Genomic DNA, 16,926 nt, shown 5'->3' on the forward strand with positions numbered 1-16,926 from the left:
AGGAAGGAAGCCGATCAGCGGGCGTCGGACTGCGGTAGCAAGCTGACGTACGACCACAGGAGGACGCGGGGATGATCAACCTCTACGACGGGGACGCGAACGTGATCGGGGAGGTCACGCGCGAACGCATGCGCGCGGAGAACCTCTGGCACGGCTGCGCCACCATCGTCGTGCTGTCCCTCGACGGCAAGCGGGTCTACGTCCACCGCCGCACCGACACGAAGGACGTCTTCCCCGGCCTCTACGACTGCACCGCGGGCGGCGTGATCGATGCCGGCGAGGACCCGGACGAGGCGGCCACGCGGGAGCTCCGCGAAGAGCTCGGCGTCGAGGTGCCGTTGAAGGAGCTGTTCGCCTCGCGGTACGTCGACGAGCTCACGCGCTACCACGTGTGGGTCTACGAAGCGCGCACCGACGGCCCGTTCACCCACCAGCCCGAGGAGGTCGCCTCCGGTGAGTGGATGGACCTCGACGAGCTGCGGGTGAGGATCGACGACCAGGACTGGCCGCTGGTGCCGGACGGCCGGGTGGTCGCCAAGGAGTGGCTCAGCCGGTTCGCGTGAACCCGTGGCTGCGCTCCACCTTCGCGATGTGCAGCGTGTAGCTCTCGTACCACTCGGCCCGGCCGCGCTGTTGCGCCGCACGGTGCTCCGCGTCGGACCGCCACTGCGCGAGGGCGTCGGCGTCGCGGAAGTACCCGACCGTGATGCCGAGCCCGCCGGGAGTCTGCGCGTGGTCCATCCCCAGGTAGCCGGGGATGTCCTTCACGAGCTCCTCCATGCGCGCGTTGGTCTCGCGGTAGCCGCTCTGCTCCTGGGTGCGCACCGTGGTGAAGACAGCGGCGTAGTACGGGGGTTCAAAGGCCTGCATCGGCGCATCGCTCACCGCGCGACCATAGCTAGTTCCAGCTCAGTCCCGCGCGGTATTTCCAGTACTGCTCGGCGGGCTCCGCCAGGTCCGGCAGGTCCACCTCGATCCGCAGCGCGTCCACATTGGACCGCAGCTGCCCGGGGCTCGCCGCGCCCGACAGCACGACGTCCGCCCACGGCTGCCGCGTGATCGCCGCCAGCGCGACGGCGTCCGGACCGACGCCGAGCGCTTCCGCCTGTGCCGCAACCGCTTGCGGGGGCTCCACGACGAGCCGGCCGTTGGCCACGCCCTCCTTGACGATCACGCGCAGCCCGGCGTCGTGCGCCTCCCGCAACGCGTCGCCGGCCGAGGTCTCCAGGAGGTTCCAGGTGGACTGGACGGACTGGAAGACGCCGAGGTCGAGCGCCTTGCGGATCGTGTCGGCCTGCCGCGGTCCCGACGTGGAGAACCCCAGCGGCACACCGGTCGCCACCATCGCGTCGCGCAGCTCCGCGTCCTCGAACAGCGGACTGTCGGCCGTGAGCGAGTGCACCTGGTAGAGGTCGACGCGCGGCAGCAACGCCGAGGTCTCCTGCCACTGCTGGGTGAACCTCGCCAGCGAGTGCTCCTTGACCTCGTGCACCTCGGCGTCGGGCCGCCAGTCCGCGGTGTAGGCGTAGCCCCACTTGCTGGAGACCGTCACGTCATCGTGCCCCGGCAGCCAGGACGACAGGAAGTCCTCGGACAACCCGTACGAGCGGGCCGCGTCGACCCAGCGGATGCCCAGTTCGTAGGCCGTGTCGAGAACGAGGTGACACTGCGCGCGCATCGACTCGACGTCGCGGACACGCGGCAACGCGTCCTCGCGGCCGAGGTTGATGTAGGCAGGACGACCGAGTGACGCCAGACCGAGCGCGAGTTGTGCCATGCCGAACACCGTAAACGGCGGCCCCGGAGGACCGCCGCTCACGTGACACGCCGAGGTGGATCAGAAGCGGGTGGATCAGAAGTCGTCAGCCGTGCGGATGTGGTTGCGCACCCACTTGCCGGCGTCCTTCAGCGGACCCTCACCGGAGAAGCCGCTGCCGGAGCAGGTGCCGCTCTTGAACACCGCGCCCGTGCGGTGGTCGTCGGAGAAGTTCCAGTTCGTCCAGGAGATCTTGGCTTCCTTCATGAACGCGATGAACTTGTTCGCCATGGTGAAGTCGTTGGCGCCGTCACCGGACGCCTCCTGCGAGCCGAACTCGGTGACGAAGACCGGCACCTGGCTCGAGACCGTGCGCAACGCGTTGAGGTACGAGTCGCGGTGGTCCTTGGCGTAGAAGTGGAACGTGTACATCAGGTTCGAGGCGTTGACCTTGTTCCGGCTGACCTCGTTGATGTCACGGCCGTCGGACAGCCCGAACGTCGACCAGCCGTGCGTGCCCACGAGCACGAGGCTGTCAGGGTCCTCGGCGCGGATCGTCGGGATGACGGCCTCCGCGTAGGACTTCACCCTCGGCCACGTGACGCCGTTCGGCTCGTTCGCGATGTCGTAGATGATGTTCGTCTTGTCCTTGTGGCGCTGCGCGATCTCCCTGAAGAACGTCTTGGCGCGCTCGGTGTTGTGGTTCGGGTCGCCCGGTGAGAGCTGGTGCCAGTCGACCAGCGCGTACAGGCCGCGCTTGGTCGCCTCCTCGATGTAGCCGTGCACCAGGTCGGTGAACTTCCGGGGGTTCGACTCGTAGCCGCCCTCCTGGACGTACATCGAGATGCGGAGGACGTCGGCCTTCCAGTCGCCGGCGAGCGCGTCCAGGGACGCGGTCTTCACGCACTGCGAGTACCACTGGATGCCGTGCGTGCTCATGCCGCGCAGCTGGATCTGCTTGCCGTTCTGGTTGCACAGCTTCACGCCGCACACCTTGAGCTGGCCGTTCACCGCCGCGGGCGAACCCGGCGGCAGCGCGGCGGCGGAGACGTCGCCCGCGGGTGCGGCGACGGCGGCACTGCCCGCCATCACGCCGGTCAACGGAAGTACGACTGCCGCGGCGAGCGCCACCACAGACTTCTGCCAGGCCATTCAGCGTCTCCTCTCGGACTGCGGCGGATTTAGTTAGGCAAGTTTCCTTACCTATTAAAGGTATAGGCGACTTTAAAGCCGCCCCAAGAGCGAGTCAAGCATCTCGTCGCAGGAGAGTCACCGATCCGGCACCCAGGGTCACCAGTGCGTAGACGAGCAAGCACGCGACGGCCGCCAGCGGACCCAGCGGCGGGTCGTTGACGACCCCGGCGACCTCCCACACCAGGTAGGGCACCATCACGGCCGAGGCGTCGATGTTCCACGGCGGCGGCAGCATCGGCGTGATGGCCGGGATCCCCCACAGCAGCACACCGACGACCACGATCGTCACGGCCGTCGACCGCACCGCGAGCCCGAGCCCGAGGCCGGTCAGCCCGGTCACCAGGATCGACAGCACGGCGGCGCCCGCCCACGGCAGCACGTCGCCCAGGCCCTCCCACGGCGCGATCGGCGGCGGCCGGTCCCCCATGATCAGCCAACTCGACCCGATGCTGAGCGCCAGCGCGACGGCCCCGAGCACCGCGGACGCGGCGGCGACGAGCGCGGTTTTGGCCACCAGCAGGCGTTTGCGGTCCGGCACGGCGGTCAGCGCGGTGAGCCTCGGGTCGGACGTCGCGACGAGGGCGCCCAGCGCGGCGACGAGGAACTGCACGACCGGCGTGATCACCACGCTGGAGTCGGCGGAGGCGAACTTCGCCTGCTCAGCGGCAGGGGACGTGTCGTAGTCCTGGACGATCAGCAGCGAGATCGTCGCGCCGAACAGGAGGATCAGGCCGATGGCGAGCAGGATGCCGTAGGGCGCCCGGACGGTCCGGAGCTTCAGCCACTCGGCGGTGAGCGCGGTGGTCACAGTCCCCTCCCCGAGGTGAGGTCGAGGTAGGCGTCTTCCAGGGAACCGTCGCGGGTCAACGCCTCCATCGGCGTCTCCTTCACCAGCTGTCCTCTCGCGACGATCACGACGTGGTCGGCGGTCAACGCCATCTCGCTCATCAGGTGGCTCGAGACGAAGACCGTGCGACCGTCGTTCGCGAGTCCGCGCATGAGGTCCCGGATCCAGCGCACGCCCTCGGGGTCGAGGCCGTTGACCGGTTCGTCGAACATCAGCACCTCCGGGTCGCCCAGCAGGGCGGCCGCGACGCCGAGCCGTTGCCTCATGCCGAGCGACAACGCCCGGATCCGCTTGTGCCGCACGCCTCCCAGGCCCACCTGTTCGACGAGCTCGGCGGCGCGCTGCTCGCTGATCCCGTTGCTGGCGGCGATCCAGCGCAGGTGGTCGAGCGCCTTGCGGCCGTGGTGGACCGCCGACGGGTCGAGCAGCGCGCCTACGTGCCGCAGCGGGTGGTCCAGGTCCTGGTAGCGCCTCCCGCCGACGAGCGCCTCGCCGCCGGTGGGCCGGTCCAGGCCCAGGATCATGCGCATCGTCGTGGACTTGCCGGCCCCGTTCGGGCCGAGGAAGCCCGTCACCAGTCCCGGGTGGACGGTGAACGACAGGTCGTCGACGGCCGTCGTGCCGCCGTATCTCTTCGTCAGGTTCCGCACCTCGATCATGCGGAAGAGAGTCGCGTCGGGAGACCTCCGGCGGATCGGCCGCAGGTCCGAGCTCCGGAATCGGACCCTGGTCCGAGGCACTCCCGCGGCGCGCTCGATACCGTCGGCGCCGTGATCGCGAGACTGCACCTCTACCTGGTCGACCTGGCCGCCGCCCTGGTGATCGGCGTGCTCGTCGGCTACGCCATGGTGGAGGACCAGGACAAGCCGTGGTGGCTGGTCCTGCCGGGTGCCGCACTCGTCGCGCTGCCCGTCGCGGTGCGCCGCCTGTGGCCCGTGGCCGCACTGGTGGTCACCACGCTGGCGACGGTGGCCGTGGTGATCGGCCAGGTGCTCCCGGTCCCGGCGCTCGGGGCCCCGGTCGGCGCGATCTGCTTCGCGCTCTACACCGTGGCGGTCGAACGCACCCGCGCGTGGTCGTTGGCCGGGCTCGTGGTCACCGTCGTGGCCACCTCCGGCGTCTCCGGCGGAGAACCCGAGACCGTGCTGGTGGGCATCGCCGTGCTCGGCGCGGTGTGGGTGATCGGCTACACCACCCGGCTGCGCCGGTCGATGATCGCGCGGGAGACGACGCGGCAGGCCGAGCAGGCACTCGCCGACGAACGTCTGCGCATCGCCCGTGAACTGCACGACGTGGTGGCGCACAACCTGTCTCTCATCGCCGTGCAGGCCGGCAACGCCGCACACGTGCGCTCACCCGAGCACGCTTACGAGGCGTTGCGGGTGATCTCGGAGACGAGCCGGGAGGCGCTGACCGAGATGCGCGGCCTGCTCGGCGTGCTGCGCGCCGACGCCGATCTCGCGCCCTCCCCCGGCCTCGGCGGACTGGCCGAGCTGGCCGACCGGGCGTCGCTCGCGGGCGTGCGCGTCTCGTTGGACGTGCGGGGCGAGCCCGTCGTGCCGGAGGGGATCGGACTGTCGGTGTACCGGATCGTGCAGGAGGCGCTGACCAACGTCGTGAAGCACGCGGCACCGGCTTCGTGCACGGTGCTGGTGGAGGTGACACCGTCGTCGGTGCGGGTCGAGGTGACCGACGACGGGCCTGGGGTGAAGGAGCTCGGAGTGGGGCACGGGTTGGTGGGGATGCGTGAACGCGTGGCGGTGTACGGCGGCGCGTTCAGCGCCGGACCGGGCGACGACGGCGGCTTCCGCGTCGTGGCGGAGCTGCCGCAGCGATGACGAGCGTGCTGATCGTCGACGACCAGGCGTTGCTGCGCGCCAGCTTCCGCCTGCTGGTGGACAACGAGCCGGACCTGACGGTGGTCGGCGAGGCGGGCACGGGTGCCGAGGCCGTGGCGCTGGCTTCGTCCCTGGAACCCGACGTCGTGCTGATGGACATCCGCATGCCGGAGATGGACGGCATCGAGGCCACGCGGCTGCTGGACGGCCCGCGCGTGCTCGTGCTGACGACGTTCGACCTGGACGAGTACGTCTTCGGCGCGTTGCGGGCCGGCGCCTCGGGTTTCCTGCTGAAGGACACGCCCCCGGCCGAGCTGCTGGCGGCGATCCGGGTCGTGGCGTCCGGCGAGTCGCTGCTGGCGCCGTCGGTGACGCGCCGGTTGATCTCGGAGTTCGTCCGGCGGCCGTCGTCGCCCTCCGTCCGGGGCCTGGAGCGGGTCACGGAACGGGAGAAGGAGGTGCTGCTGCTGGTCGCGCGGGGGCTGTCCAACGCCGAGATCATGGCCGCGCTGCACGTCAGCGCCGGGACGGTGAAGACCCACATCGGGAACCTGCTGGCGAAGCTGCACGCCCGCGACCGGGCGCAGCTGGTGATCGCGGCCTACGAGTCCGGTCTGGCCCGTTAGATCACGGTGTCCTGCAGGAGATGACCGCCCGCGTCGCAGGCCCGGATCCGCACGGAGGTGATCTTCTCCGGCACGCGGCAGAGGAAGACGTCGCCGTACGGCTCCGCCCTGACGACCTTCCCGCTGGGCAGCACGAACTCGAGGACGGCGACCCCGGGGACGACCCGCCCGATCTGGACGCTCTCGTTGTCCCAGACCAGGCCGGTGCGGCCGGCGACGTAGTAGGCGCCGAGCTCGTCGGTCTTCCCGGCCGACAGGCTTCTCCCGGAACCGCTGACGGTGCGGACGACCAGCTCGCTGTCGGTGACGCCCACCTCCAGGACGCTCCCCCGAGCATCTGCAGGGTGCCGGCCCGGTATCCGGGCGGCCGCGTGCAGCCTTCGTCCGCGATCGCGCGCATCGACTCGATCGACAGCGGCGCCGGTCTTCCGGGAACGACGACAGGGTCCGCCACGTCGGGGGCGTAGGCCAGCGCGATGACGACCGCGAGCGCTCCCGGCACGTGCCACGTGGCTCTCGTGATTCCCGCGGATCGCCGGCCATTCCGGGACGCCGAGCGCCGGGAGGAACGCGAAATCGCCCCGGCCGCAAGCGACCGGGGCGATTCGTGTCGAGCTGTACTACAGGTAGGTGCCGGTGTTCGTGGCCGTGTCGATCGCGCGGCCGGTGTCCTGGTTCTTCCCGGTGACGAGCGTGCGGATGTAGACGATCCGCTCGCCCTTCTTGCCCGAGATGCGAGCCCAGTCGTCCGGGTTCGTCGTGTTCGGCAGGTCCTCGTTCTCGGCGAACTCGTCGAGGATGGCCGCCTGCAGGTGCCGGACCGAGAGGCCGGGCTGCTTGGTGTCCAGCAGCGACTTGATCGCCGCCTTTTTGGCCCTGTCGACGATGTTCTGGATCATGGCGCCGGAGTTGAAGTCCCGGAAGTACAGGACCTCCTTGTCACCGTTGGCGTAGGTGACCTCCAGGAACCGGTTGTCCTCGGACTCCTCGTACATGCGCTCCACGGTGTGCTGCACCATGCCCTCGATGCAGGCCTTCGGGTCCCCGCCGAACTCGGCGAGGTCGTCGGCGTGCAGCGGGAGGTTGGGCGTCAGGTACTTGTTGAAGATGTCCTTCGCGCCCTCGGCGTCCGGTCGCTCGATCTTGATCTTCACGTCGAGGCGGCCGGGGCGGAGGATCGCCGGGTCGATCATGTCCTCGCGGTTGGAGGCGCCGATGACGATGACGTTCTCCAGGCCCTCGACGCCGTCGATCTCGGCGAGGAGCTGGGGCACGATCGTCGTCTCGACGTCGGACGACACACCCGAACCACGGGTGCGGAAGATCGAGTCCATCTCGTCGAAGAACACGATCACGGGGGTGCCGTCGGACGCCTTCTCACGAGCCCGCTGGAAGATCAGGCGGATGTGCCGCTCGGTCTCACCGACGAACTTGTTGAGGAGCTCGGGGCCCTTGATGTTGAGGAAGTAGGACTTGGCCTGCTTGTCGGTCTCGCCGCGGATCTCCCGCACCTTCTTGGCCAGCGAGTTCGCCACCGCCTTGGCGATGAGCGTCTTGCCGCAGCCGGGAGGGCCGTAGAGCAGCACGCCCTTGGGCGGGCGCAGCTCGTACTCGCGGAAGAGGTCCGCGTGCAGGAAGGGCAGCTCCACGGCGTCGCGGATCTGCTCGATCTGCCGGGAGAGGCCACCGATGTCGCTGTAGTCGATGTCCGGGACCTCCTCGAGCACGAGGTCCTCGACCTCGGCCTTGGGGACCCGCTCGTAGGCGAAGCCCGCCTTCGAGTCGACCAGCAGCGAGTCGCCGGGCTTCAGCGGCGAGTCGAGCAGCGGCTGGGCGAGCCAGACCACCCTCTCCTCGTCCGCGTGGCCGACGACCAGCGCGCGGGCGATCTGGTCCTCCCCCTCTTCGGAGAGCACCTCCCGCAGTGAGCAGACCTCACCGGACCGCTCGAACCCGCCGGCCTCGACCACGGTCAGCGCCTCGTTGAGGCGGACGGACTGGCCGAAGGACAGCTTCTCCGGTTCGACCGCGGGGGACACGGCGACGCGCATCCTGCGGCCGGACGTGAAGACGTCCACCGTCCCGTCGTCGAAACGCGCCATGAAGACGCCATACCCGCTGGGTGGCTGGGCCAGCCGGTCGACCTCCTCACGCAGCGCGAGCAGCTGGCTTCGTGCTTCGCGGAGGGTGTCTATGAGCTTCGTGTTTCGCTCGGTCAGCTGGCTGACGCGCTCAGTCGCCTCAGCCAAGCGCTGCTCGAGCAACCGCGTGTGCCGCGGCGACTCGGTCAGCTTGCGACGCAACGACGCGATCTCGTCCTCGAGGAACCTGATCTGCGCTGTCAGCTCAGCAGAATTGTTGCCCTGGTTCAGCTCGCCACCCTCATCGGGTTGGCTGCCGGGATGACCGTGCTGCATGTCGGCACCCTCCTCCCGTGTTCGTACCCATCACGGTACCGGCGATCACCGACAAAATGGGGTACTCACAACATCATCTTCGTTCGTGTGGCGCAACGGCGACGCCTCCGACAGGGGCTGGTTGCTCCATCTCGGTGTTCGGTCCGACAGCTCACCCGCTACCGTGCGTCCGCGAGGCCACCACCGGCGTTTCGCGCCGCGACACGCCGCCGACCTGCGAGAAGCCCGGAGAAGAGGGGTCATGGGAGCACCTGGGCCGCTGCCCGGTCCCCGCAGTCCGCGACCACCCTCGGGCGACCGCGGACACGCGTGGTGCGGCTCGCGAGCCGTCGACGAGCGGCGATCCGCCGTCGTCCCACCAGGTGGACCATCGGTTGATCCGTTCGGTGGTCACACACCGCAACCCACCCCGTTCGCGCTCGGCGGAGACCGCTCTCGAGCGGGACTCCGGCGGGACCGGCCGGCCTGCGGCCAACCGGGTGGTCTCGCCGACGCGTCCGGCGCACCACCCCGACAGCGCAGAGCATCGCGCTCAAGTCCCGGTGGAGTTGCCACAATCGTTATCAGACACGACCTTCGCGTGACCGGGAGGAAACCCGGGGTGATGTTCGCGTCACCGCCCGCGCGTGTCGCCCGGTCCCGTTCGGCCGCGAGCCGCTCGGCGAAGTACGACAATGTCCACGGAAAGATCACCTCATCCGCATCGGGGGAGCTTCGATGACCTACCCGCCGCAGCAGCCCGGCCCCTACGGGCAGCAGCCGCCGCCCGGCGGGCCGTACGGGCAGCAGCCGCCGCAGCAGCCGGGTCACGGCCAGCTGCCGCAGCCGGGCTACGGCCAGCCGCCGCCGCCCGGTCACGGCCAGCAGCCGGGCCAGTACGGCCAGCCGCAGCAGGACCCGTTCGGTCAGCAGGGGCAGCAGGGCGGCGGTTTCCCGCAGCAGGGCCAGCCGCAGACCGGCCCGTACGGGCAGCCGCAGTACGGGCAGCAGTACGGGCAGCCGCAGTACGGCCAGCCCGGTCCCGGCGGGTTCGGCGGCCCCCCGCCGAAGAAGAGCAACACCGGCCTGATCATCGGCGCCATCGTCGGCGTGCTGCTGCTCGTCGGCGGCGGCATCACGGCCGCGGTGCTCTTCTCCGGCAACGACTCGGGCTCCGGCAACAACTCGTCGTCGTCCTCCGACGGCGGCGGTGACGAGTCCGCCGAGGTCAAGAAGGTCGCCGAGGAGTACTACGCCGCGAGCGCCGCCAAGAACGAGAGCAAGGCGAAGTCGATGGCCTGCTCCGAGGCCCTCGCGGAGGCCGAGCAGGCGGAGAAGAACCTCACGCCGGAGCAGCGCAAGCTGGCCGAGCAGCTCAAGAACATGCCCGCGCCGAAGGTGAACGTCAAGGACGTGAAGGTGTCCGGTGACACCGCGGACGTCGGCGTGTCCACCACCGTGACGATCGGGACCGAGTCCAAGACGTTCGACACCACCGTGAAGTTCAAGAAGCAGTCGGGCGACTGGAAGTTCTGCACTCTCGCCAAGGACCTCAAGCTGCCGGACTTCCAGGTTCCGACGAAGTGACCGGCACATCCAGTTCGGGGGATTCTCGATGACCTACCCACCGCAGCAGCCGGGCCCGTACGGCCAGCAGCCGCCCCAGCAGCCCGGGTACGGCCAGCAGCCGCCGCCCGGCTACGGCCAGCCCCAGCCGGGCCCGTACGGCCAGCCAGGACCGCCCAGCGGGGGCTTTCCGCAGCAGGGCCCGCCCGGCTACGGCCAGCAGCAGGGCTACGGCCAGCCCGGCCCGTATGGCCAGCAGCCCCCGTACGGTCAGCCCGGTCCCGGCGGATTCGGCGGTCCCCCGCCGAAGAAGAGCAACACCGGCCTGATCATCGGTGTCGTGCTCGGCGTGCTGGTGCTCGTCGGCGGCGGCATCACGGCGGCCGTGCTGCTGTCCGGTGACGACTCGAAGACCCCCAGCACGGCGTCGAGCTCCGAGGCCGGGTCGCAGCCGACGAACGGCAGCGGCAATCCGACCGCGCCGTCCTCGAAGAGCTCGTCGAGCGGCGGTGACTCCGATGCCCGGCTGGTCGCGGAGTTGTTCACCGACATCGTCCTGAAGGGTATCCGCGCGGGCAGCAGCGACCCGAAGGACGTCAAGGACCTCGTGTGCGCGGCGGAGTTCCCCAAGCTGAAGATGCAGCCCGGCAAGGCCCAGCCGGGTGCGTCGGCCAGCGTGACGGACGTCAAGACGTCGGGCAGCAGCGGCACGTTCACGCAGAAGCTCTCCGGGCTCGTCGATCCCTCCAAGCCGGGCCAGACCACGTCGGGCAGCATCATCTACAAGCTCGCCAAAGAGGGCAAGAACTGGACGGTCTGCGGCATCGAGAAGATCGAGTCCAACTGATCCGACGCGAGGGGCCCGCACTTCGCGAAGTGCGGGCCCCTCGTCACGTGCTGGTCAGCCCTTGCTGGGACGGCGCTGCGGCCTCGGCGCCGTGACGCCGTCCGCGAGCTTGCGGGTGGTCAGCAGGAACGCGGTGTGCGCGATCATCCGGTGCTCCGGCCGCACGGCGAGACCGACGACGTGCCACGGGCGGACGAGCGTCTCCCACGCGTGGGGCTCGGTCCAGCAGGTCTGCTCGCGCAACGCCTCCGTGACCACGGACAGCTGTGTGGTGGTGGCGACGTACACGACGAGGACGCCGCCGGGGATGAGGTTCTTCGCGATAGTGGGCAGCACCTCCCACGGCGAAAGCATGTCGAGGATGACGCGGTCGACCTCGCCCTCGTGGTTCTTCACGTCGTCGACGGTGATCGACCAGTTGCCGGGGCGCTCGCCGAAGAACGTCTCCACGTTGCGGATCGCGTGGACCGCGTGGTCGTCGCGCACCTCGTAGGACTGGACGCTGCCCTTCTCCCCCACCGCGCGCAGCAACGAGCACGACAACGCGCCGGAACCCGCACCCGCCTCCAGGACGCGCGCACCGGGGAAGATGTCGCCGTACATGACGATCTGCGCGGCGTCCTTCGGGTAGATGACCTGCGCGCCGCGCGGCATCGACAGCACGTAGTCCGGCAGCAGCGGGCGCAGCGCCAGGAAGTTCGTGCCGCCCACCGACGCCACGACCGACCCCTCGGGCTGGCCGATCAGGTTGTCGTGCGGGATGGCGCCGCGGTGGGTGTGGTACTCCTTGCCGGGCTCGAGGACGACCGTGTAGTGCCGGCCCTTGGGGTCGGTCAGCTGTACCCGGTCACCCGGCTGGAACGGTCCACTTGCGCTAATCACCGCGCAATGGTGTCAAACGCCCTTCTCAATGGCCGCACGCAGGTCCTCCCTGCGCAGCACGCCCGCCGGGCGCCCCTCCAGGTCGACCACGAGGAACTGCCACGCGGCGGTGCCCTGGACCCGTTCCACGATCTCCTCGCCCGGTTCGTCGGCGAGCAGCACGGTCTCGGGCCGGATCGGTTCGGCGGCCTGCTCCGCGGGGGCGAACGGGCTGGCGGCGGCGAGCTTCTCCGCCGCGACGGTGTCGAGCAGCCCTGCCGCGACGCCGTCGGCCCTGACCAGCACCACACCCCGGCCGGCCGACGTGCTCAGCGCGTCCCTGACGGGACTTTCCGCCGGCAGCTGGAGAACGGGCCGGATGAGGTCGTTCAGCGTGACGCCCTCGGGCCAGGTGCGACGCCGCTCACTCGCCAGCTCGCTCCTCGCCCCGGCGACGACGACCCATGCCGTGAGCACGCACACACCGAACCGCAGCCAACGGTCCTCTGCTCCTTCGGCGACGCCGTAGAGCGACCACGCCACCAGTGCGACGGCAACGGCGAAACCACCGACCACGGCGACACGCGTGCCCATCACCCGTTGGCCGGTCGCGGCCCACACGCCGGCCCGGACGATCCGCCCACCGTCGAGCGGGAGGCCGGGCAGCAGGTTGAAGATGGCGACGACGAGGTTCGCGCCGGCCACCTGGACGACCAGCAGCCACAGCAGGCCGCCCGGTGTCATCGCGAACCCGCCGATGCCGAAGACGACGGCCAGCGCCACGGACACGAGCGGCCCCGCGCCCGCCACAATGCCTTCGTGGCTGGGTTTCCCGGGTGTGCGCATGATCTCGGACAGGCCGCCCAGCAGGTACAGGCGCAGTCTTCTGACCGGCAGGCCGAGCCGCAGCGCCGCGACGCAGTGGCCGAGCTCGTGGGCCAGCACGGAGAGCCCCAGGAAGACGGCGAAGAGCGCCGCGACCGCGAGCCCGACGCCGGGCGGCGTGCCGGGTGCCAGGTCGTCGACGAGCGGCGCGTAGAAGGCCACCACGATCGCCGAGCCGATCCACCACGACGGCGCGAGCAGAACCGGGATGCCCGCCACCCGGAACAGCAGCAGGCCGCCCTCTCGTTCGCTGATCCGCGCGGCCACGGGAGCACTGTAGAGCGGGTGGTGTGATCTCGCGGTTCGGTGACCCCGCGCCGGGGCTGATCGGGAATTGTCAGACCTCTGTCCTAGGGTCGGACACATGAGCACCACGTTGCGCAGGCCCGCGCTGTCGCCGTCCAGGGCGGGGGACTTCAAGCAGTGCCCGCTGCTCTACCGCTTCCGCGCGGTGGACAGGCTGCCGGAGAGGCCGACGAAGGCGCAGGTGCGCGGCACGGTGGTGCACGCGGTGCTGGAGGATTTGTTCGCCCTGCCCGCCGCCGAGCGCGTGCCCGAGCGCGCCCGCGCGATGATCGTCCCCGCCTGGGACCGCGTGAAGTCCGAACGCCCGGAGTTCGCCACGCTCTTCGAGGAGCCGGGCGGCGCCGAGGAGGCGGAGTGGCTGGCCTCGGCCACCAAGCTCCTGGACGGCTACTTCGGCCTGGAGGACCCGCGCCGCCTGGAACCGGAGTCGCGCGAGCTCCTCGTGGAGTCCGAGCTCCCGTCCGGCGTCCTGCTGCGCGGCTACATCGACCGCGTGGACGTGGCCCCCACGGGTGAGATCCGCGTGGTGGACTACAAGACCGGCGCCGCGCCCCGCGAGATCGGCGAGGCGAAGGCGTTGTTCCAGATGAAGTTCTACGCCCTGGTCCTGTGGAAGCTGCGCGGCGTGGTCCCCCGCCAGCTCCGCCTGATGTACCTGGCCGACCGCCAAGCCCTGGCCTACACGCCGGACGAGTCGGAGCTGGCCCGCTTCGAACGCACCCTGGACGCCATCTGGCAGGCCATCATGCGCGCGGCCCCGACGGGCGACTTCCGCCCCAACCCCAGCCGCCTGTGCGACTACTGCGACCACAAGGCCTTCTGCCCGGCGTTCGACGGCACCCCGCCGCCCTACCCGGGCTGGCCGGAGCCCGACGACACCGAGCCCCTCCAGGACCGCGACTGATGAGCGCCTTCTACCTGCCGGTGTCCGACGGCGTCTACCGCTCCACCGAACACACCGTCGGCCCGTGGGGCCCGGACAGCCAGCACCTCGGCCCGCCGTCCGCCCTGCTGGTGCGCTCGCTGCAGGCCCTGCGCCCTTCCCTGTCCCGCGTGACCTTCGAGGTGCTCGGCCCCGTCCCCGTCGCCGACCTGACGGTGTCCACTTCGGTCGAACGCCCTGGCCGCTCGGTCGAACTGCTCTCGGCCTCGCTGTCGTGCAACGGCCGCGTCGCCCTCACCGCGCGGGCGTGGCACATCGTCGGCTCCGACACCACCGCCGTGGCAGGAGGCGAGGCCCCGTCCCTGGCACCGCCGGATTCCGCCGTGCCGATGGAGATCCCGGACCACTGGGGCGGCGGCTACCTCGCCGCCGTCGAGTGGCTTTCCGTGTCGGGCGGCATCTTCACGCCGGGCGACGCCCAGGTCTGGGCCCGCCCGCGCGTGTCCGTGGTCGAAGGCTCCGAGGCCTCTCCGCTGGAACGGCTGTTCGCGGTGGTCGACTCGGCCAGCGGCGTCTCGTCCCGTGTGGACATTCGCAAGTGGTACGCCATCAACACCGACCTGACCGTGCACCTGCACCGCCAGCCCGTCGGCGAGTGGGTCGGCATGGACGCGCGCACGACCATCGGCCCGGACGGCGTCGGGGTAGCGACCAGCGTGGTGCACGACGTCGAAGGCCCGGTGGGCACGACGGCGCAGGCGCTGTTCGTGCGGGAGCGCTGATCACGCACCTGCCCGCACCACGACCACGACCACACGGCGATCACGAGGATCGATTCCCTCACGTGCCTGCGAATAGCCCTCTCCGAAGGACCGGATCACGCGATCGGGGGTTCCGGCGCGCAGCAGTTCGTTCCGCACCGCGTTGGCCCGGCGCAGGCTGAGCTCGGCCGCGGTGTCAGGCGGTCCGAGCCTGGCCGTGTGTCCGATGACGTCGACCCGGTCGTTCGACCGCACGTCAGCGGCGATTTCTCGGAGCAGGGACACCTCGTAGAGCGCCACCTCGAACGAGTCCGGAGCGAACGAGAGGCTGAACTCCTCGGTTCCCGGTAGCTGTCCGGCCGCGGTCGACTGGGATGAGTGGGATGACTGGACGGTGCGGGGAAACGGCACCTGGCTGGTGGCGCGCGATCTCGGCGCGGCCGTCAGTTTCGGCATTGTGGACGTCACCGCTGTCAACCAGTCCGGAGATTCCTGCGCTGCCACGGGAAGATCCGCCTGCGGGCGTGGGACGGAATCGATGAACATCGCTCCCAGCGCGATGACGACGGCGAGGAGTCCCGCCGCCACACCCGCGAACCGCGGACTTTGAATCCGAACGACGACCGATCGCGACATGGCCGCGTTCGTCCACCAGACCTTCCACGGCGATGCGGGTGGAACGACCGGCAGCCGGGCGGGAGGGAGCACCGCGGCGAGGTCGGCGACGAATGCCCTGTGCCGCGCCTTCAGGCCCTCGTCGAGTTCGTCGTTGTTCATCGGATCTCCTCCCCCGACGCCAGCACCGGGCGAACCGCGTCACCCGCACGTTTGGCGCGGTCCTGCACGGTGCGCTCCGAGATGTTCAAGGCGTCCGCGATCTCCTTCGTGGTGAAGCCGTCCAGACGCAGCGCGATCACGTCGCGCTGGTGCCGCGGCAGGCTGTTGATGGCGTGCACGAGGTCGCCGCCACGTTCCACGACCTCGTCGAGGGCGGAGTAACGGTCCGCCTCCTCGGGCCGGACTCCCTTGTCCAGCAACCGTGTGAACAACCTCCCCATCGCACCGGTCTTGCGACCGGCGAGGCGTCTGGCCGTGGTGCGGACCCACATTCGCCGGTTGGTGCGGACGTCGGACCACGACCAGTAGAGCTGCTCCAACGCTTCCGACGCCGCCTCGTCCGCGATGTGGTGCGCGAACCCGATGTGGAGCAGGTAGGCGACGACCGCAGCCTGCTCGGCACGGTAGAATCGCAGGTAGTCGGCGTCGTGGTCCGGGAGTTCCTCCTGCGCCATCGGTCTCCGAGCGTCGGGTGACGGGTCACCCACGAGATCGCGGGACAGGGTCATCACGTCACGACCCGCTTGGACGGTCGAACAGCGACAGAGCTGCCAGCACCACCGCGAGCACGGCAGCCCCTACCGTGACGGCGACCGAGTCCGTCAGCACGTAAAGGCTGCCTACGCCGGCGAGCAGTCCGTTGACCAGCACCACTGCTTCGCCGCGACCGGGCTGGCCGCCGTTGCGTCGTGTCATGACAATGAGGGCAGCTCTGGGCTGGTTCGCCGCAACGGAAGCGGGAAGGTTCACTCGACCGGGTTGGATATTCCAGGTGCGTCGAACATTTCACGCTCGCCTGCCCGAACATGTGGAGGAAGCGTAGCGTCAGCGAGATCGTGAAGAGGTTCGCGAACGGCAGGAAGCGGGCCGCGCGGCTCGCGACCCAGCGCTGGCACGACCCGCTGGTCCTGGGCCGCCCCGACGCGGCGTCCCGGTGGCCGGGGAAGTGGCCGAAGCCCTCGACGCCGACCTGGACGTGGTGGTGGCGCGCGAGATCGGCGCCCCGAACCACCCCGAGTACGGCGTAGGAGCCGTGACGGCGGACAGCAAACCGTTCTACGACCAGAACGTGCTGCGAACGTTGAACCTCACCAAGGAACAGCTGACCGCACGTGCGACGACGAACGAGCGGAAGCGAGACGACGCACCGCCTCCTACCGCGGCGGCAAACCGCTCCGCACCAAGAACCGCGACGTCATCCTGGTCCCGAGGCACTTCCGCGCCGTGAGCCGCTGGTACGAGAGCTTCGATCAGACCACGGACGACGAGGTGCTCAGAGCGCTCGAATAGTGCTCCACCACCGGAAACGGCGAGTAGAACGGG

At 69.9% G+C, this 16,926-nt stretch carries 19 protein-coding genes and 1 pseudogene; 8 read left to right on the plus strand and 12 right to left on the minus strand.

What is annotated here, in order from left to right:
• Window positions 1-71: 71 nt before the first annotated feature.
• Window positions 72-563, plus strand: a complete 492-nt coding sequence (locus VM306_RS31515) for an NUDIX hydrolase (RefSeq protein ID WP_325521402.1) — start codon at window positions 72-74, stop codon at window positions 561-563.
• Here the strand turns inward: VM306_RS31515 and VM306_RS31520 are convergent.
• The 5 genes and pseudogenes from VM306_RS31520 to VM306_RS31540 form a co-directional block, all read right to left on the minus strand.
• Complete coding sequence (locus VM306_RS31520; protein WP_325521403.1) at window positions 547-870, minus strand: antibiotic biosynthesis monooxygenase; 324 nt, start codon at window positions 868-870, stop codon at window positions 547-549. The genes VM306_RS31515 and VM306_RS31520 overlap by 17 nt on opposite strands.
• 28 nt (window positions 871-898) lie before the next feature.
• Window positions 899-1,777, minus strand: coding sequence for an aldo/keto reductase (locus VM306_RS31525; RefSeq protein WP_325521404.1), 879 nt, complete (start codon window positions 1,775-1,777; stop codon window positions 899-901).
• A 75-nt stretch (window positions 1,778-1,852) separates the two neighbouring features.
• A complete protein-coding gene (locus VM306_RS31530; protein ID WP_325521405.1) occupies window positions 1,853-2,908 on the minus strand; it encodes a glycoside hydrolase family 5 protein in 1,056 nt (351 codons plus the stop codon).
• A gap of 94 nt (window positions 2,909-3,002) precedes the next feature.
• Window positions 3,003-3,758 carry an ABC transporter permease gene (locus VM306_RS31535; RefSeq protein WP_325521406.1) on the minus strand — a complete coding sequence of 252 codons (756 nt, stop codon included), beginning with the start codon at window positions 3,756-3,758 and terminating at the stop codon, window positions 3,003-3,005.
• Window positions 3,759-3,808: 50 nt separating this feature from the next.
• Window positions 3,809-4,456: pseudogene (locus tag VM306_RS31540) on the minus strand (ABC transporter ATP-binding protein); the annotation flags it as partial.
• Between the two features lie 111 nt (window positions 4,457-4,567).
• Here VM306_RS31540 and VM306_RS31545 point away from each other — a divergent pair.
• Together VM306_RS31545 and VM306_RS31550 are read left to right on the plus strand one after the other, a co-directional pair.
• Window positions 4,568-5,635, plus strand: a complete 1,068-nt coding sequence (locus VM306_RS31545) for a sensor histidine kinase (protein WP_325521407.1) — start codon at window positions 4,568-4,570, stop codon at window positions 5,633-5,635.
• A complete protein-coding gene (locus tag VM306_RS31550) occupies window positions 5,632-6,261 on the plus strand; it encodes a response regulator transcription factor (protein ID WP_325521408.1) in 630 nt (209 codons plus the stop codon). Before VM306_RS31545 ends, VM306_RS31550 begins: the two co-directional genes overlap by 4 nt.
• Here the strand turns inward: VM306_RS31550 and VM306_RS31555 are convergent.
• Window positions 6,258-6,575 carry a hypothetical protein gene (locus VM306_RS31555; RefSeq protein WP_325521409.1) on the minus strand — a complete coding sequence of 106 codons (318 nt, stop codon included), beginning with the start codon at window positions 6,573-6,575 and terminating at the stop codon, window positions 6,258-6,260. The two genes, VM306_RS31550 and VM306_RS31555, sit on opposite strands and share 4 nt — an antisense overlap.
• Window positions 6,576-6,881: 306 nt before the next feature.
• A complete protein-coding gene (gene arc / locus VM306_RS31560; protein ID WP_325521410.1) occupies window positions 6,882-8,678 on the minus strand; it encodes a proteasome ATPase in 1,797 nt (598 codons plus the stop codon).
• A 717-nt stretch (window positions 8,679-9,395) separates the two neighbouring features.
• On the opposite strand from arc, the gene VM306_RS31565 reads away from it, so the two are divergent.
• Both VM306_RS31565 and VM306_RS31570 read left to right on the plus strand, forming a co-directional pair.
• Window positions 9,396-10,244, plus strand: a complete 849-nt coding sequence (locus VM306_RS31565; RefSeq protein ID WP_325521411.1) for a hypothetical protein — start codon at window positions 9,396-9,398, stop codon at window positions 10,242-10,244.
• Between the two features lie 28 nt (window positions 10,245-10,272).
• Window positions 10,273-11,070, plus strand: coding sequence for a hypothetical protein (locus tag VM306_RS31570; RefSeq protein ID WP_325521412.1), 798 nt, complete (start codon window positions 10,273-10,275; stop codon window positions 11,068-11,070).
• Window positions 11,071-11,124: 54 nt separating this feature from the next.
• On the opposite strand, the gene VM306_RS31575 is transcribed toward VM306_RS31570, so the two are convergent.
• Both VM306_RS31575 and VM306_RS31580 read right to left on the minus strand, forming a co-directional pair.
• Window positions 11,125-11,949 carry a tRNA (adenine-N1)-methyltransferase gene (locus tag VM306_RS31575; protein ID WP_325521419.1) on the minus strand — a complete coding sequence of 275 codons (825 nt, stop codon included), beginning with the start codon at window positions 11,947-11,949 and terminating at the stop codon, window positions 11,125-11,127.
• A 15-nt stretch (window positions 11,950-11,964) separates the two neighbouring features.
• Window positions 11,965-13,083 carry a site-2 protease family protein gene (locus tag VM306_RS31580; protein ID WP_325521413.1) on the minus strand — a complete coding sequence of 373 codons (1,119 nt, stop codon included), beginning with the start codon at window positions 13,081-13,083 and terminating at the stop codon, window positions 11,965-11,967.
• Window positions 13,084-13,180: 97 nt separating this feature from the next.
• Between VM306_RS31580 and VM306_RS31585 the strand changes: the two genes are divergently transcribed.
• Both VM306_RS31585 and VM306_RS31590 read left to right on the plus strand, forming a co-directional pair.
• Complete coding sequence (locus VM306_RS31585; RefSeq protein ID WP_325521414.1) at window positions 13,181-14,026, plus strand: RecB family exonuclease; 846 nt, start codon at window positions 13,181-13,183, stop codon at window positions 14,024-14,026.
• Window positions 14,023-14,787 (plus strand): thioesterase family protein, encoded by a 765-nt coding sequence (locus tag VM306_RS31590; RefSeq protein WP_325521420.1) that lies wholly within the window; start codon window positions 14,023-14,025, stop codon window positions 14,785-14,787. The genes VM306_RS31585 and VM306_RS31590 overlap by 4 nt, the downstream gene beginning before the upstream one ends.
• Here VM306_RS31590 and VM306_RS31595 read toward each other — a convergent pair whose 3' ends face one another.
• From VM306_RS31595 to VM306_RS31605, 3 genes are read right to left on the minus strand one after another with little or no spacing between them, the layout of a single operon-like run.
• Entirely contained in the window at window positions 14,788-15,543 is a 756-nt protein-coding gene (locus VM306_RS31595; RefSeq protein WP_325521415.1) for an OmpA family protein, read from the minus strand.
• Window positions 15,540-16,058 carry a sigma-70 family RNA polymerase sigma factor gene (locus tag VM306_RS31600; protein ID WP_325521416.1) on the minus strand — a complete coding sequence of 173 codons (519 nt, stop codon included), beginning with the start codon at window positions 16,056-16,058 and terminating at the stop codon, window positions 15,540-15,542. The genes VM306_RS31595 and VM306_RS31600 overlap by 4 nt, the downstream gene beginning before the upstream one ends.
• Before the next feature lie 58 nt (window positions 16,059-16,116).
• On the minus strand, window positions 16,117-16,299 hold the full coding sequence (locus VM306_RS31605; protein ID WP_325521417.1) for a hypothetical protein: 183 nt from the start codon (window positions 16,297-16,299) through the stop codon (window positions 16,117-16,119).
• A gap of 238 nt (window positions 16,300-16,537) precedes the next feature.
• On the opposite strand from VM306_RS31605, the gene VM306_RS31610 reads away from it, so the two are divergent.
• Window positions 16,538-16,831, plus strand: coding sequence for a hypothetical protein (locus tag VM306_RS31610; protein ID WP_325521418.1), 294 nt, complete (start codon window positions 16,538-16,540; stop codon window positions 16,829-16,831).
• Window positions 16,832-16,926: the final 95 nt, after the last annotated feature.

Origin of the sequence: Lentzea sp., from assembly GCF_035525475.1 — a bacterium.
Classification (GTDB): Bacteria; Actinomycetota; Actinomycetes; order Mycobacteriales; family Pseudonocardiaceae; genus Lentzea.

Bases quoted from the DNA above. Each gene is read 5' to 3' on its own strand.
- arc (WP_325521410.1), bottom strand. From the start codon at position 8,678: ATGCAGCACGGTCATCCCGGCAGCCAACCCGATGAGGGTGGCGAGCTG.
- VM306_RS31600 (WP_325521416.1), bottom strand. From the start codon at position 16,058: ATGGCGCAGGAGGAACTCCCGGACCACGACGCCGACTACCTGCGATTC.
- VM306_RS31550 (WP_325521408.1), top strand. From the start codon at position 5,632: ATGACGAGCGTGCTGATCGTCGACGACCAGGCGTTGCTGCGCGCCAGC.
- VM306_RS31570 (WP_325521412.1), top strand. From the start codon at position 10,273: ATGACCTACCCACCGCAGCAGCCGGGCCCGTACGGCCAGCAGCCGCCC.
- VM306_RS31520 (WP_325521403.1), bottom strand. From the start codon at position 870: ATGCAGGCCTTTGAACCCCCGTACTACGCCGCTGTCTTCACCACGGTG.
- VM306_RS31530 (WP_325521405.1), bottom strand. From the start codon at position 2,908: ATGGCCTGGCAGAAGTCTGTGGTGGCGCTCGCCGCGGCAGTCGTACTT.
- VM306_RS31595 (WP_325521415.1), bottom strand. From the start codon at position 15,543: ATGAACAACGACGAACTCGACGAGGGCCTGAAGGCGCGGCACAGGGCA.
- VM306_RS31565 (WP_325521411.1), top strand. From the start codon at position 9,396: ATGACCTACCCGCCGCAGCAGCCCGGCCCCTACGGGCAGCAGCCGCCG.
- VM306_RS31525 (WP_325521404.1), bottom strand. From the start codon at position 1,777: ATGGCACAACTCGCGCTCGGTCTGGCGTCACTCGGTCGTCCTGCCTAC.
- VM306_RS31515 (WP_325521402.1), top strand. From the start codon at position 72: ATGATCAACCTCTACGACGGGGACGCGAACGTGATCGGGGAGGTCACG.
- VM306_RS31585 (WP_325521414.1), top strand. From the start codon at position 13,181: ATGAGCACCACGTTGCGCAGGCCCGCGCTGTCGCCGTCCAGGGCGGGG.
- VM306_RS31605 (WP_325521417.1), bottom strand. From the start codon at position 16,299: ATGACACGACGCAACGGCGGCCAGCCCGGTCGCGGCGAAGCAGTGGTG.